A 14,201-nucleotide genomic window follows, 5' to 3' on the forward strand; every position below is an offset into this window, starting at 1 on the left:
AAGGGCTGCATAAGCAGCCCAAATAAGACCAATTACTTAGTACTCATAGAAGATGTCGATACCGTAGGTACGGGGCTCACCCCAAATTACCGAGCGGTCTGCCTGAGGCAGGTTGTCGACCGCTGTCAGCTCGTACTCTTCATCCAGCAGGTTCTTCGCCCACAGGCCCGCAGCGAGGCGGCCGCCAGCAAAGGGAACGTCGGTCAGGCTAAGACGAGCGTTAACCAGCTCGTACTGACGCAGCTGCGTGTTTTTAACGTTTTCAGCACGCGAGCCGCCGTTGCGCTCGTCCATGTAGTTCACGCTGACGTTCAGGCTGGTGCGGCCCCAGTCGGCTTGCAGCAGCGTGTAGTCAGCCGAGGCAGTGAAGCTGTGCTCCGGTGCTGAGAAGAACACGAACTGGTCAGAGGCGTCGTTGCCATTGATGTCAGTGGCCTTGGTAACCTCGGTGTCGAGGTAGGCGTAGTTCAACATCATCAACAAGTTTTCTGTGGCCAGGAAGGTCACGTCAGCCTCAAAGCCGAACATTTCTGCTTCACCAGCGTTAGTGACCTTAGTATCTGCCACTGTGCCCGCCAGGATGAAGTTCAGCTGCATGTCCTCGTATTCACTGAAGAATACATCGGCGTTGATACGCAGGCGGCGATCCATCAGCTCGCTTTTAATACCCAGCTCGTAGGAGGTCACGTACTCAGCGTCGAAGCCATCAGCGTAGCCAAAGCCGTAGTCGTTGCCGTCAGTCGCAGGGCCTTGGTTACCGTCCTGCTGCGGGTCACGGGTGTTAAAACCACCAGACTTGTAGGCCTCTACACGTTTGGCGTAGATGTTGATGTCGTCAGTCAGGTCGTATTCGGCAACAAAGCTGAATGAGTCGTTACTGAAGTCCTGAGACGCAGGAATGTTGTCAAAATCGCGGCATGTGCCATTGGTAATGTCGCCGCCACACTGTGCAAACGAAACATCGATGGGGCCGACGGGGGTTTCTGCGTAAGTGCGGTCGATCTGGAATTTAACGGTAGAGCGCTTATCCTCGGAGCGACGTGCACCGAAGGTCAAGTGCAGACGGTCGTCCAGAATATTCGGTGTCCAGGTGAATTGGCCAAACACCGCCGCCGCTTCGTTTTCAATATCGTAAACCTGGCTAAGCATGTTTACTGCGCGGGTGCTGCTAAGCAGGCCGCCGATGACCGGGATGTCGATATTGATTGGGCCACTCAGCTGGTGGTGAAGTGGGCCGTTATCTTCAGTTGCTTCTTCGTGGAAGTAGTAGGCGCCAACAATATAGTTTACGCGGCTTTCAAACAGGTCGCCGCTGATCTGCAATTCGTGAGAGTACTGCTCCTGGTTTACCTTGGGGTAGACCAGTGGCAAGCATTGGCCTGCTCCCATTACCGCTTCTGCGGCCGCGCCGCAGTACTCGTTCGAGTCCAGGCGGAAGATATCTTTACTTTCAGAATTGTCGCCATGTGGGCTTTCACCTGGCTCCAGGGGTACACCGCCACCGAGGTCGGCATAGGACTTATCGAACAGCTCGCGGTAGGCGCCGATGTACTTCACTTGGGTGTTTTCAAAGTCTTTGGTCAGCGTGAACGCGAAGCCTTCAATATCGGTGGTTGAAGGCTCGAAAGGCATTACCGTACCGACGCGCTTCTGGCGAGAATCCGAATAGCTCGCTTTTTGGCCTGCCGATACTAAGTCAGCCTGGCTGCCAGGGATCGGTGTACGCGGACGAACGTGCTGATACTGCGTGTTATAGTAGTCGAAATCCGACTTGTCGTAGGCAAAGTCCATTGCCAGTGAGTCAGTGATATCCCAACGCAGATCGACGCGGTAGCCCTCTACGTCGCGGTCACCAAAGTCGCCGCCGGGGCCGGTGTTTTCAATGTGGCCATCCTGCATCGTGCGCATCGCCGCCAACTTCACTGCGATGGTATCGCTAAGTGGCAGGTTCAGGGTGCTCTTTGATGTAAACAGGTTGCGGTTACCTGCGGTGAATTTCTGCTTAAACTCGATGCCTTCAGTGGTGGGCTTCTTGGTCACCAGGTTGATCGCGCCACCTGTGGTGTTGCGGCCATAAAGAGTGCCCTGCGGGCCGCGCAGAATTTCGATACGTTGCAGATCCGCTACATCCAGTGCGGTACCTGTTGAGCGGGCGATATAGACGCCGTCTACATAAATACCAACCGGTGGATCCTGGGTGATTTGCGCGTCTGAAATACCAATACCGCGAATAAAGATACGCAGTGTGGCATTATTGATTGGGAAGGGTTCAATGGTCAGGCTTGGAACCTTAGAGCCGATGTCGCCCAGGCTGCTGATGCCTTCAACTTCGAGGCGGTCTTCGCTGAACGCGGTCAATGAGATAGGCGTGTCCTGCAGTGACTCAGCTTTCTTTTGAGCCGTTACAATAACTTCCTCAAGCGCGGCTTGTGCGTATAGCGATGGCGCAAACGCCGACAAGCCCAGCCCGCCCAGTGCAGCGAGGGATTTAAGCTTACTGACTTTCATATATCACCCTTTTTTTGTAAGACGCAATGCGATTGCGACTGCGTAGTTTCCCTTGATTATTCGGAATTATGGTTATTTCTTATTGCGCATAAAGCAGATTTTGTGCAATTAGTTACACTATTGTTACTTTTATGAGAGGAATCATAGCACAGCGTTTCCCGGTAGCTGGGTAGTCTGAAACGATTATGTGCCGCGGTCATTGGCTAGAAAAATTGTGCTCGTTGTCGCCCTAGCCAGTGGGGCTTTCAAAGTTGACAGTGCATATTAGTCGCCGACTAAAGCAGGCCGTATAATGCCCCACAATTCAGGGCTAATAACGATGGAGCAGGACAGCGAATGATCATTAAACCCCGTGTGCGCGGCTTTATGTGTGTAACCACTCACCCCGTAGGCTGTGAGGCGAATGTTCGCGAACAAATTGACTATGTGAAGGCGCAGGGGGCTATCGAAAACGGCCCTAAAAAAGTGCTGGTGATCGGTTCTTCCACTGGCTACGGCCTGGCCTCGCGGATCAGTGCCGCCTTTGGTAGTGGGGCGGCCACGCTGGGTATCTTTTTCGAGAAAGAGGGCACCGAGAAAAAGCCGGGCACCGCAGGCTGGTATAACTCGGCGGCGTTTCACAAGTTCGCCGAGGCCGAAGGGTTGTATGCCAAGAGCATCAATGGCGACGCTTTCTCCGATGAAATAAAGCAAAAAACCATCGCGCAAATAAAGGAAGACCTGGGGCAGGTTGACCTCGTGGTGTACAGCTTGGCGGCGCCGCGTCGTCAGCACCCCAAAACCGGTGAGATCTATAATTCGACCTTGAAGCCCATCGGCAAGGCGGTCAGCCAGCGCGGCGTGAACACCGATAAAGAAGTCATCGAAACAGTCACGCTGCCCGAGGCTTCACAGGAAGACATCGACAACACGGTGGCCGTGATGGGCGGTGAAGATTGGCAGATGTGGATCGACGCCCTCGATGAGGCCGGTGTGCTTGCTGATGGCGCCAAGACGACTGCCTACACCTATCTCGGTGAGCGCATCACCTGGGATATCTATTGGCATGGCACCATCGGTCAGGCGAAAAAAGATCTGGATAAACGTGTGGTCGATATTCGTCAGCGCTTGGCGGCCAAGGGTGGCGACGCGAGAGTTTCAGTGTTGAAGGCGGTGGTGACTCAGGCGAGCTCAGCGATTCCGATTATGCCTTTGTACTTGTCACTGTTGTTCAAAGTGATGAAAGCCGACGGCAGTCACGAAGGTTGTATCGAGCAGGTATACGGGCTGTTTCGCAACAGCCTTTACAGCGATGCGCCGGTGCTGGATGACGAGGGCCGGCTGCGCGCAGATGGCCTGGAGCTGCGTGAAGAGATTCAGCAAGCCGTGGCTGAGGCCTGGGATCAGGTGACGACAGAAAACCTCCACGACCTCACCGATTTTGCGGGCTACAAGCACGAATTTTTGAAGTTGTTTGGCTTTGATATCGACGGCGTGGATTACGACGCCGATGTCGACCCCGTGGTGGCGATAAAAAACATGGTGTAAGCCGCTGAATTAGCCGTGCAACGGGAGCATTAGCTCCCGTTTTTATTTGTAAAGAAAAAATTGATTCGGGCGGTTTGCGGCGCCGCGTTGGCTGCGTTAGAGTGCAGGCCGAATCTGTCCCACCGAGAGTCTCAATGTCGTCCTCCCAGCAACAGGAATTACGCAGCCAGCTGCGTATTGCTCTGCCTATTTTTGGTGGCCAGTTGGCCCAGTCTGCCAACGGATTTGTAGACACCGTCATGGCCGGCCGCGTCTCGGCACTGGACTTGGCCGCCGTGGCAGTTGGCGCCAGTATCTGGGTGCCGGTATTTCTGTTTCTGACCGGCTTGCTAATGAGCACGACCTCGGTGCTGGCTCGCCATATGGGTGCAGGCCAGCACCATCGGGTGAGCCCGATTATGCAGCAGGCGGTGATGCTGGGTTTGCTATTTGGGGTACTGGCCTTTTTCCTGTTGCGAAACACGGCCCCTGTGCTGGCCTGGATGGATGTTGATGAGACGATGCGTCCAATGGTGCGAGAGTACCTGCGGGGCCTGAGTTGGGGCTTGCCGGCCATTGCCGTGGTATTGGCGCTGCGCAGTTACACCGAGGCGAGGGGAGACACCCGGCCCGTATTGTGGATTAGCGTGATAGGGTTGCTCGTCAATATCCCGGTGAACTACGTGCTGATCTACGGCAAATTGGGTTTTCCCGCAATGGGCGGAGTTGGCTGCGGGTGGGCCACGGCGGTGGTGATGTGGCTGATGGCGGCGCTGATGATTTTTTACGTATTGCGCCATCCCAGTTATGCAAACTCCGATGACCGCTTCAAACTGAGCCCGTGGCGGCTGGAACCGGCGACCCTGAGGTACTTATTTGGCTTGGGCTTGCCTGTGGCCTTGGCGATATTTTTTGAAGTCAGCATTTTTGCGGTGATAGCCTTGTTGCTCAGCCAGTCCGGCCCCATCATCGTGGCGGGCCATCAACTGACCCTGAATTTCACCTCGCTGGTCTTTATGCTGCCGCTCAGTTTTGCCCTGGCGGCAACGGCGCGCATCGGCCATGCGCGCGGTCGCGAGGACGAACAAGCGCTGCGCACCGCGATAAACGTCGCCTTTCGCATTACGCTATTTATCGGTTTTGCGGCGGCGAGCTTGCTGGTGCTGACGCGGCAGTGGATTCCCCGCATCTACACCGACAACGCAGAGGTTATTGCGCTGGCCAGTTATCTGCTGCTGTTCGCCGCGCTGTATCAAGTTTCAGACGCTCTACAAGTGACTGCCAATGGCTGCCTGCGCGGTTTTGAAGATACCCGAGTGCCGATGTTGCTCACGCTATTTGCCTATTGGGGCGTGGGTTTGCCGGTGGGCTATGTGCTGGCAACCGGGCAGTGGCAGCTGTCGCCGATGGGGCCAAGCGGCTACTGGTTGGGCTTGTGTGCCGGGCTGAGTTGCTCAGCGCTGTTGCTGGGCGCGAGGTTGCTATGGCGCTTGCGCAGTCCACTGCAGGCGGCGCACAACAAAGCGCCTCTGCTTTGACGGCCCGCTGCGAAATCGACACACTTGTAGCGTGAAAGGCGGAGCACAGACAATGCAAAGTGGAATTCTCGAGCAATTGCGACCGACGGTACACCGAGTGATCGCGCCAAACCCCGGCGTAATGACCGGCCCCGGCACCAATAGCTACTTACTTGGCCGTCGCCGTATAACCCTGCTCGATCCGGGGCCGCCAATGGTCGAGCATGTGGAGGCTCTGGAGGCCGCTTTGCGCCAAATTGGCGGCGAGCTTACGCAAATTGTTGTGACCCACACCCATCCGGACCACTCTCCCGCGGCGGCCATGCTGGCAGAGCGTTACGATGTGCCGCTGCTTGGACGGGCCATTGCTGATGATGGTCATCAGGACACGAGCTTTTCGCCACACATTGAGCTGCAGCACGAGCATGATATTGATGTCGACGGTGAGCGCTTAATCGCCGTGCATACCCCCGGGCATGTCGACAATCACTTTTGCTTTCTCCATGAGCCCAGTGGCCTGCTGTTTACCGGCGACCATATTATGGAGGGGGCGACGGTGGTGATCATCCCTCCCGCTGGCGATATGGCCGATTACATTGCGTCGCTCGAACGCATGCTGGAATACCCGCTTCAGGCCCTGGCGCCTGGGCACGGCCGTCTTATTGACGAGCCCCGCGCGGAAATCGAGGCGCTGATAAAACACCGCCTGGGGCGAGAGCACAAAGTGCGCCAAACACTTGAGTCGCAGCAACGCCCCCAGTCGCTGGATGGCCTGGTGGTACACGCCTACGACGATGTTGACCCTGCCCTGCACCCCATAGCCCAGCTCTCGCTGTGGGCCCATCTGTTGAAATTGCAAAAAGACGGCGAAGCGATAGAGCGCGACGGTCTATGGCAGCGCGTGTAAATCCGTAAACCGCGATAGAGCCGTTGCCCGTTCACCAAATTGGTAATCTTGTAGATATCAGCCATATTTCCTGTGAGAAAGCTGCCCTTTGTGCGGTGTAACGGGAGATCGATATGCGTATCGGCGTGCCAAAAGAGCAAAAAGCGCAGGAATATCGTGTGGGTTTGACGCCCAGCGCGGTGCGTCAGCTCACTGAGCAGGGTCACCAAGTCGTTGTTGAAGAGGGCGCAGGTCAGGGATCGGGCTATCTGGATGACGAATATCGGCAAGCCGGTGCTAGCTTGTTGTCAGGCGCTGAAGAGGTCTACGCGCAAGCGGCGCTTATCGTCAAAGTGAAGGAGCCCCAGCCTGGGGAAATTGACCTGCTGTGCGCGGGCCAGTGCTTGTTCTGTTATCTCCATCTCGCCCCCGATATTGCGCTATGTGATGACCTGCTTGCCAGCGGCGTGACGGCCATCGCCTATGAAACGATTACCGACGACGCGGGCCGGCTGCCCCTGCTAAAGCCAATGAGCGAAATTGCGGGGCGGCTCTCAGTGCAGGCCGGGGCGCACTGTTTGGAAACTGCGCAGGGCGGTCGGGGCGTATTGCTGGGGGCTGTTGCCGGGCTGCCGCCGGCAAAAGTGCTGGTGCTCGGAGGGGGTGTTGTGGGCAGCCAGGCCATCGACGTGGCGCTGGGAATGGGGGCAACAGTTGCGGTGGTTGAAGAGCAGCGACAGCGCCGGGATCAGTTGGCCGCTCATTACAACAGTGCGCACCTGGCGGTACTGGCCGAGCTCGATTGCGAGGCCGTGTTGCCCAATGTCGATATGGTGGTTGGAGCGGCCTTGGTGCCGGGCGCGCGAGCGCCGCAGCTACTTAGGCGAAGCCATCTCCCACTGCTGAATGCCGGTGCGGTATTGGTCGACGTCGCGGTCGATCAGGGCGGCTGTTTTGAAAGCAGTCGTCCGACCAGTCACCAGCAGCCCACATTTATTGATCAGGGTATTGTCCATTACTGCGTCGCCAATATTCCCAGTGCCGTATCGCGAACGGCGAGCCTGGCATTGAGTCAGGCAACGCTGCCCTATGTGCAGCGCATCGCCAGCAGTGACTTGCCCAGCATTGCGGCAACGCCGGGGATACGCGACGGTATCAATATTGCCGGTGGTGCCGTTTACTGCCCGGCGGTGGCCGAGGCGCAGCAGCGTCCGCTGGCCGATCTGGCGTCACTCACAGCCTAGGTTAACGTCATCCGAAGGGATTAGTTATCAGTGTTATGCGTAGTATTTAATAGATAATGCTACGCAAAGTCTTGTTGTATTGCGGTTCTGCTTCTAGACTCTATGTTTTCGCCGATGTTTAGGGGCTTGAACATGCCATCGTCTAAATCGCCTTCTGCCAATGCTTCTGGCCGCGCTGATCAGCTTGCTGATCTCACCTTGCCGCCGCTGACTGTCCCCCGTTTGATGGGGTGGGCCGCTCAGCAGTACGGTGCAAAAACGGCAATACAGGCAGACGACGAGGTGCTCAGTTATCGGCAACTCAATGATCTTCGTCGCAGTGCCGGTCGCGCGTTCATGGCGCTGGGGGTTCAGTCGGGTGACCGGGTAGCTATTTGGGCGCCGAATAGCGCGCGTTGGATTATTGCCGCGCTGGGCTTGCAGTCAGTAGGTGCTGTGTTGGTGCCTCTTAATACCCGTCTGCAGGGCCCCGAGGCTGCCGATATTCTCGCGCGGGCCGGAGTGAGTGTATTGCTGACTGTCGGTGCGTTGGAGGGGGCAGTTCCCGCCGAGGTGGTGAAGAGCGAAAGCCTGCCAGCCTTGCGCCACAGTGTTCGACTGGACAGCGACGGCGACAGCGCGGATCAGTTGGGGTGGGCGGCATTTATGGCGAAGGCCAGCGAAGCCGACGACGCTGCCTTCATTGCGCTGGAGCGCGCGATTAATCCCGAAGACAGTGCCGACATGCTGTTTACCTCGGGTACCACCGGCAAGCCCAAGGGCGTCCTGTGTAGTCACGAACAAAACATTCGCGTATTTGCCACCTGGAGCGACACCGTTGGCCTGCGCGCCGACGACAACTACCTGATTATCAATCCCTTCTTCCACTCCTTTGGCTACAAGGCCGGGTGGTTGGCAGCCCTGATTAGCGGGTGCACGATTTTCCCCATGGCGCAGTTTGATCGCCGCCTGGTTATGGAGGCAATTTCTCGCCACCGCATCAGCATGTTGCCCGGCGCTCCCTCACTTTACGAGATGCTACTGGCCGACCCCGAGCGGGGTAATTATGACTTCTCAAGCTTGCGCCTCGGCGTAACCGGCGCCGCGACGGTACCCGTAAAGCTGGTAGAGGACATGCGCAGCGAACTGGGTTTTGAAACGGTGGTGACCGCCTACGGACTCACTGAGTCGACGGGGGTGGTGACCATCTGCCGCCCCGATGACGACCCCGAGACCATCGCCAACACCTGCGGCCGCGCGATGCCCGGTGTCGAGCTTAAATGCGCCGATCCGCAAACCGGTGAGGCGCGCGCTGCCGGCGAAGAGGGCGAGGTGTGGTTGCGGGGCTACAACGTTATGCAAGGCTACTTCGATATGCCCGAGGCGACCGCCGATGCCATCACCAGCGATGGCTGGCTGCGCACCGGCGATATTGGCGTTATGGATGAGCGCGGCTACCTGCGCATTACCGACCGTTTAAAAGATATGTACATCATGAACGGTGAAAACGTCTATCCCGCGGAAGTTGAAAAACTGCTCTACGGTTTGGATGGCGTCGCCCAGGCTGCCGTCATCGGTGTACCCAAGGCCCCACAGGGTGAAGTGGGTATGGCCTTTATTGTGCGCCGCGCGGGCAGCGAGCTGTCGGCTGAACAGGTAAAAGCCTTCTGTGCTGAGCAATTGGCGCGCTACAAACTTCCTTACTACGTGGCATTCGTCGATGCCCTGCCAATGAACGCCTCGGGCAAGGTGTTGAAAACGGAACTGGCTGCGCAGGCCGCCCAGCATATTGAGGCCCAGGCGTGAATATTGGCAGCGATGGTGCCATCCCGCCGCTGGCGGGGGATGAGTCCAACCAGGGCATGGACGAGGTGGACTTTCGTATTGTGGCCTTGCTGCGCCGCGACGGGCGCATGCCCTACAAAGCGATTGCTGCCGACCTCGGTCTAACCGAGGCCACTGTGCGCTCGCGGGTGCGTCGCATGGAGGAGGCCGACAGCCTGCGGGTCGTTGCGGTTACCGACTACGAGGCGGTGGGCTACAGCATGATGTTGGCGGTCGGTATCCAGGTGGAGGGCCGCGCCGCCGATGAGGTCGCAGAAGATTTAGCGAGTTTTGCCCAGGTTTTCTCCGTGTGCCAGGTGGTCGGCACACTGGATATTGAAGCACTGGCGGTGGCGCGTGACCAGGAAGACCTAAACAAGCTGCTCAGTGAGCTGGCTGCCGTGCCCGGTGTGAGAAAGCTGGAGCCATCCGTCGCGCTGGACGTTCTCAAAAATCAGTCAAATTGGGTGCCCTTCGGGCAGGCGGACTAGGCCATGCAGAAGAAACAGCTAGATGAGCTCGATCTGAAAATTCTCGATGGCCTGGCCCATGACGCCCGCACCAGCAACCGCAAAATTGCTGCAGAGCTCGGGATTACCGAGGGCACGGTGCGCTCGCGCATCAAGCGCATGGAAGCCGAAGGCCTGGTGCGCATCACCGCAATGACCAACATCGCGCGGCTGCGAAACCCCATACTGGCTTACATTTGGGTGGAAGTAGAGCGCAGCGCACAGTGCGACGAGCTGGCCAAGCAGTTGGCGGCGGTGCCGGAAATCGGCTTTGTCGGCAAGATGTTGGGCCGCTTTGACTTGCTCGCCATTACGCTGGTGCAGAACCACGCGGAGCTCGCGGCCTTCTTGCACCGGCGTATCAGCGGCCTGCCTGGTGTACTGCGCACCGAATGCTCGTTGGGGGTTAATTTTGTTAAGCATGATTACCGCATGAGCCGGATCGTCGGCCCAGAGCCTGATAATGGGTCAGAATAAGTTTTTGCGTAATCTATTTGGCTTATGGCTTAGGTTTTTTTCATTGGTAAGCTGTAATTTCTAATGTTATGCGTAGTAGAGCTGCGTATGACGGATTGTCTCAAGCGGCAAACCTCGCTTTGTATTAAGGAGTGGACGTGAATAAAGAAATGGCTTTGCAGGAGCTCGTTGGCGAGCTACGCGATGGCATGACCATCGGTATTGGCGGCTGGGGGCCGCGTCGTAAGCCAATGGCGCTGATTCGCGAGATTCTCAAGTCTGATCTTAAAGACCTGACGATCGTGGCCTATGGCGGTGCAGATGTCGGCATGTTGTGTGCTGCCGGTAAGGTGAAAAAAGTGGTGTTCGCCTTCGTGTCGCTGGACTTTATTCCGCTGGAGCCCTATTTCCGCCAGGCTCGTCAGAATGGCGAGATTGAGGTGATGGAAATTGACGAGGGCATGATGCTGCTGGGCCTGCGCGCGGCGGCGTGGGGTTGTCCTTACATCCCGTCTCGTATTGGTCTGGGCACCGACGTTGTCAATCTCAATCCCGATATCAAACTGGTCGATAGCCCTTACGATGAAAAAGAATGGCTGGCGATGCCTGCGCTGAAACTCGATGCGGCGCTGCTGCACGTAGACCGCGCGGACCGTCGTGGCGTTTGCCAGATCAAAGGTCCCGATGTGTATATGGACGAGTGGATGGCGCGCGCGGCCGACAAAACCATCGTCAGCTGTGAAGAGCTGGTCGACACCGAATACTTTGCTCAGGGCGACGAAGCGCGTTACGTGTTCTGGGAGCGCACCATGACCTCGGCGGTTATTCCGGTTGCCGGCGGTGCTCACCCAACATCCTGCACGCCTGAATACGGCTTTGATGTGCCGCACTTCCAAGAGTACAACGCCTCGGCGAAAGAGGGCGGCTTTGAAGCCTACTTCGACAAATACATCAAGGGTCGCAGTGAAGCGGAATACCAGCAAGCTGTGGGTGGCATCGACGCCATCCGTCAATTGCCGCTGCCTGTTTACTGATCGGTCTGAGGAATTCTAGTTATGACTACCCCTGCAACAGAATACAGCCTGGCCGAGCTGATGATTTGTGCCAATGCCAGCGCTTATGACAATGACGGCGAAGTCCTGGTCACCGGCATCGGTGTGCTGCCGCGTATCGCCGCCAGCCTCGCCATGCTGAGCAGCAATACCGACATCATGATGACTGACTCCGAAGCGTGGTTGCTGTCGGAGCCCAATCCCGTCGGCAAACGCGACGCCGACTTCCAGCCGAAGGCGGAAACCTGGATGGGCTTTACCCGCATTTTTGACAACGTATGGAGCGGCCGCCGTCACCTGACCGGTGGGCCAACCCAAATCGACCGCTTCGCACAGGCCAACATCTCAGCGCTGGGTGGCGATCACAGCAAGCCCAAGGTGCAAATGTTGGGTGTGCGTGGTTTCCCCGGAAACTCGATTTGTCACGCCAACAGCTACCTGGTGCCCATGCACAGCAAGCGCGTGTTTGTAGAAGGTGAGTGCGACGTGGTGTGCACCATTGGCTACAACCCGGATCGTCTGCCTAAAGGTTACAGCTTCGACGAGATCGATGTGCGTCAGGTCTACACCAACTTGGGCGTGTTCGACTTCCGCGGTCCCAACCGCCAAATGCAGATCGTTAGCCTTCACCCCGGCGTTACCGTGGAAGAGGTTCAGGAAAATACCGGCTTCCCGGTGCATGTTCCCGCGTCTATTCCAACAACGCCGGCTCCCACCGAAGAGCAACTGGACATTATCCGCCGCATTGACCCGCACAACCTGCGCGCCAAGCAGTTGAAGGATAACCCTCCGGGCGTTCGCGGCTAATACGGCCAGGCGCAACAAGCACCGGCCTGTAATGCAGGTCGGTGCTTTGTCGATTCAACGCAGAGCTAATTATTTATGTCGACGCTACTCGATACCCGCATTACCGAATTACTGGGCTGTAAATACCCCATTATCCAAACCGCGATGGGCTGGGTTGCCGACCCGAAACTGGTTGCGGCCACTGGCAATGCCGGTGGTTTTGGTTTTCTGGCCGGGGCAACCATTCCGCCTGAGCAAATGGAAGCCAATATTCTGGAAGTGAAGTCGCTAACCGATGCGAACTTCGGCGTGAACTTCCATATGTATCAGCCCAACGCCGCTGAGATTATTGATCTGGTGATCAAGCACGGCGTTAAGGCGGTGAGCTACTCGCGCTCGCCAGGTAAAGAGATGGTTGCTCGCCTGAAAGAGGCTGGCGTGGTCTGCATGCCAACCGTTGGTTTGCCCAAGCACGCCATCAAGGCAGTAGAGATGGGCGCTGATGCCGTCGCCGTTCAAGGCGGCGAGGGTGGCGGTCACACTGGCGCGATCCCCACAACCTTGTTATTGCCACAAGTGGTGGACGCCGTGGGTGACAAAGTGCCGGTCCTGGGGGCGGGCGGCTTTAAAGATGGTCGCGGTTTGCTGGCGGCACTGGCCTATGGCGCTGACGGCATCGCCATGGGAACACGCTTCTTGTTGACCAAAGAAAGCCCTGTCCCCGAAGCGACCAAGCAGCGCTACCTCGCCTGCAAAGACCCCGGTGCCATCATTCGCAGTGAAGCCCTCGACGGACTGCCACAGCGCATGATTTTGAACGACTTCCTCAGCGAGCTGGAGAAAGCCGGGCCACTGAAAAAACTGATTATCGCCTTGCGCAATGGTCTGGCCTTTCGCAAGTTCACCGGCGCCAGCCTGACCTCCCTGCTGCGTTCTGCGCTCGCCATGACCAGCAGCGGCGACATTACTAAGTCGCAGGCCATTATGGCGGCGAATGCACCGATGATTATTCAAAAAGCCATGGTCGATGGCCGCCCGGACGAAGGCGTGCTGCCCTCTGGCCAGGTGGCAGGTGTTATCGATGAATTACTGAGTTGTGAAGACCTGATTCGCAGCATTGTCGACGAAGCCGAGTCGCGCTTCGCAAAAATGGGGAACGCATAATGAGCAAGCCATATACCCTGAGCATCAGCGACAGCGGTGTTGCTGAACTAATCTTCAATAAGCCACCGGTTAACGCCTTTGACAGTGACGGCTGGCTGGCCATCGCTGCCGAGATCAATGCCCTGAGCGACAACGACGCTGTGCGCGTAGTGATTATCGCTGCTGAGGGTCGCGGCTTTTGCGCCGGTGTTGATATCAAAGAGCTGGCGGCAAACCCCGCCATGATTACCCGCGTCAACAAGGGTAACTACGACACCTTCAAAGCGATTCACCGCTGCCGCAAGCCGGTCATTGTCGCGCTGCATGGCTTCGTACTTGGTGGTGGTATTGGTATCAGTGGTGCCGCCGACATTATTGTGGCATCGGAGTGTGCGACCTTTGCCGTACCGGAAGTTGACCGCGGGGCAATGGGCGGCGGCGCTCACTTACAGCGCATGTTCCCGGTGCAGAAAGTGCGCTACATGTACTTCACCGGTGAGGCTATCGATGCGCAAGAGGCCTATCGCCTGGGCGCCATTGAAAGGGTGGTTCCCCGCGATCAACTGATGGCAACTGCCCGCGATATTGCCGACAAAATAGCCGAGAAATCACCGCGCATGATCGAGCTGGCCAAGGAAGCCCTCAACGGTGTGGAAGACGGCAACCTGGAAGACAAATACCGCTGGGAGCAGGGCTTTACACAAGAGGCCTATGCCGAGCCAGACTCGCAGGAAGCCAAAGACGCCTTTGTTGAAAAGCGCGACGCCAAATTTTGATTAACGGCGGGCACC

Annotated in this window: 12 protein-coding genes; 11 read left to right on the forward strand and 1 reads right to left on the reverse strand. The window is 57.2% G+C overall.

The window, feature by feature from the left end; translation table 11 throughout:
* Nucleotides 1-36: 36 nt before the first annotated feature.
* On the reverse strand, nt 37-2,508 hold the full coding sequence (locus ABNS66_RS09420; protein ID WP_286694730.1) for a TonB-dependent receptor: 2,472 nt from the start codon (nt 2,506-2,508) through the stop codon (nt 37-39).
* 336 nt (nt 2,509-2,844) lie between these two features.
* Between ABNS66_RS09420 and fabV the strand changes: the two genes are divergently transcribed.
* From fabV to ABNS66_RS09475, 11 genes are all read left to right on the forward strand, one after another.
* Nucleotides 2,845-4,035: an enoyl-ACP reductase FabV gene (gene fabV / locus ABNS66_RS09425; RefSeq protein ID WP_286838998.1), complete on the forward strand. Its 1,191-nt coding sequence runs from the start codon at nt 2,845-2,847 to the stop codon at nt 4,033-4,035.
* Nucleotides 4,036-4,169: 134 nt separating this feature from the next.
* The gene (locus ABNS66_RS09430; protein WP_204996873.1) at nt 4,170-5,552 is read left to right on the forward strand and encodes an MATE family efflux transporter; all 1,383 of its coding nucleotides are present in this window, start codon (nt 4,170-4,172) and stop codon (nt 5,550-5,552) included.
* Between the two features lie 52 nt (nt 5,553-5,604).
* On the forward strand, nt 5,605-6,438 hold the full coding sequence (locus ABNS66_RS09435) for an MBL fold metallo-hydrolase (protein ID WP_286838996.1): 834 nt from the start codon (nt 5,605-5,607) through the stop codon (nt 6,436-6,438).
* A gap of 113 nt (nt 6,439-6,551) precedes the next feature.
* Nucleotides 6,552-7,661, forward strand: a complete 1,110-nt coding sequence (gene ald / locus ABNS66_RS09440; RefSeq protein WP_286838993.1) for an alanine dehydrogenase — start codon at nt 6,552-6,554, stop codon at nt 7,659-7,661.
* 132 nt (nt 7,662-7,793) lie between these two features.
* Nucleotides 7,794-9,446 (forward strand): FadD3 family acyl-CoA ligase, encoded by a 1,653-nt coding sequence (locus tag ABNS66_RS09445; RefSeq protein ID WP_286838991.1) that lies wholly within the window; start codon nt 7,794-7,796, stop codon nt 9,444-9,446.
* Nucleotides 9,443-9,955, forward strand: a complete 513-nt coding sequence (locus tag ABNS66_RS09450) for an Lrp/AsnC family transcriptional regulator (RefSeq protein ID WP_286694735.1) — start codon at nt 9,443-9,445, stop codon at nt 9,953-9,955. The genes ABNS66_RS09445 and ABNS66_RS09450 overlap by 4 nt, the downstream gene beginning before the upstream one ends.
* A 3-nt stretch (nt 9,956-9,958) precedes the next feature.
* Nucleotides 9,959-10,450 carry an Lrp/AsnC family transcriptional regulator gene (locus ABNS66_RS09455; RefSeq protein ID WP_204996875.1) on the forward strand — a complete coding sequence of 164 codons (492 nt, stop codon included), beginning with the start codon at nt 9,959-9,961 and terminating at the stop codon, nt 10,448-10,450.
* 137 nt (nt 10,451-10,587) lie between these two features.
* Nucleotides 10,588-11,463 carry a CoA-transferase gene (locus ABNS66_RS09460; RefSeq protein ID WP_286694736.1) on the forward strand — a complete coding sequence of 292 codons (876 nt, stop codon included), beginning with the start codon at nt 10,588-10,590 and terminating at the stop codon, nt 11,461-11,463.
* 21 nt (nt 11,464-11,484) lie between these two features.
* Complete coding sequence (locus tag ABNS66_RS09465; RefSeq protein ID WP_204996876.1) at nt 11,485-12,288, forward strand: ketoacid CoA transferase; 804 nt, start codon at nt 11,485-11,487, stop codon at nt 12,286-12,288.
* 75 nt (nt 12,289-12,363) lie between these two features.
* Nucleotides 12,364-13,431, forward strand: a complete 1,068-nt coding sequence (locus tag ABNS66_RS09470; RefSeq protein ID WP_286694738.1) for a nitronate monooxygenase — start codon at nt 12,364-12,366, stop codon at nt 13,429-13,431.
* Nucleotides 13,431-14,186 (forward strand): enoyl-CoA hydratase family protein, encoded by a 756-nt coding sequence (locus tag ABNS66_RS09475; RefSeq protein WP_286838987.1) that lies wholly within the window; start codon nt 13,431-13,433, stop codon nt 14,184-14,186. Before ABNS66_RS09470 ends, ABNS66_RS09475 begins: the two co-directional genes overlap by 1 nt.
* Nucleotides 14,187-14,201 lie beyond the last annotated feature (15 nt).

The organism is uncultured Spongiibacter sp., assembly GCF_964011655.1.
GTDB classification, from domain to species: Bacteria; Pseudomonadota; Gammaproteobacteria; order Pseudomonadales; family Spongiibacteraceae; genus Spongiibacter; species Spongiibacter marinus.

Coding starts and splice junctions, on each gene's coding strand:
- ABNS66_RS09420 (WP_286694730.1), bottom strand. CDS start 2,508: ATGAAAGTCAGTAAGCTTAAATCCCTCGCTGCACTGGGCGGGCTGGGC.
- fabV (WP_286838998.1), top strand. CDS start 2,845: ATGATCATTAAACCCCGTGTGCGCGGCTTTATGTGTGTAACCACTCAC.
- ABNS66_RS09430 (WP_204996873.1), top strand. CDS start 4,170: ATGTCGTCCTCCCAGCAACAGGAATTACGCAGCCAGCTGCGTATTGCT.
- ABNS66_RS09435 (WP_286838996.1), top strand. CDS start 5,605: ATGCAAAGTGGAATTCTCGAGCAATTGCGACCGACGGTACACCGAGTG.
- ald (WP_286838993.1), top strand. CDS start 6,552: ATGCGTATCGGCGTGCCAAAAGAGCAAAAAGCGCAGGAATATCGTGTG.
- ABNS66_RS09445 (WP_286838991.1), top strand. CDS start 7,794: ATGCCATCGTCTAAATCGCCTTCTGCCAATGCTTCTGGCCGCGCTGAT.
- ABNS66_RS09455 (WP_204996875.1), top strand. CDS start 9,959: ATGCAGAAGAAACAGCTAGATGAGCTCGATCTGAAAATTCTCGATGGC.
- ABNS66_RS09465 (WP_204996876.1), top strand. CDS start 11,485: ATGACTACCCCTGCAACAGAATACAGCCTGGCCGAGCTGATGATTTGT.
- ABNS66_RS09470 (WP_286694738.1), top strand. CDS start 12,364: ATGTCGACGCTACTCGATACCCGCATTACCGAATTACTGGGCTGTAAA.
- ABNS66_RS09475 (WP_286838987.1), top strand. CDS start 13,431: ATGAGCAAGCCATATACCCTGAGCATCAGCGACAGCGGTGTTGCTGAA.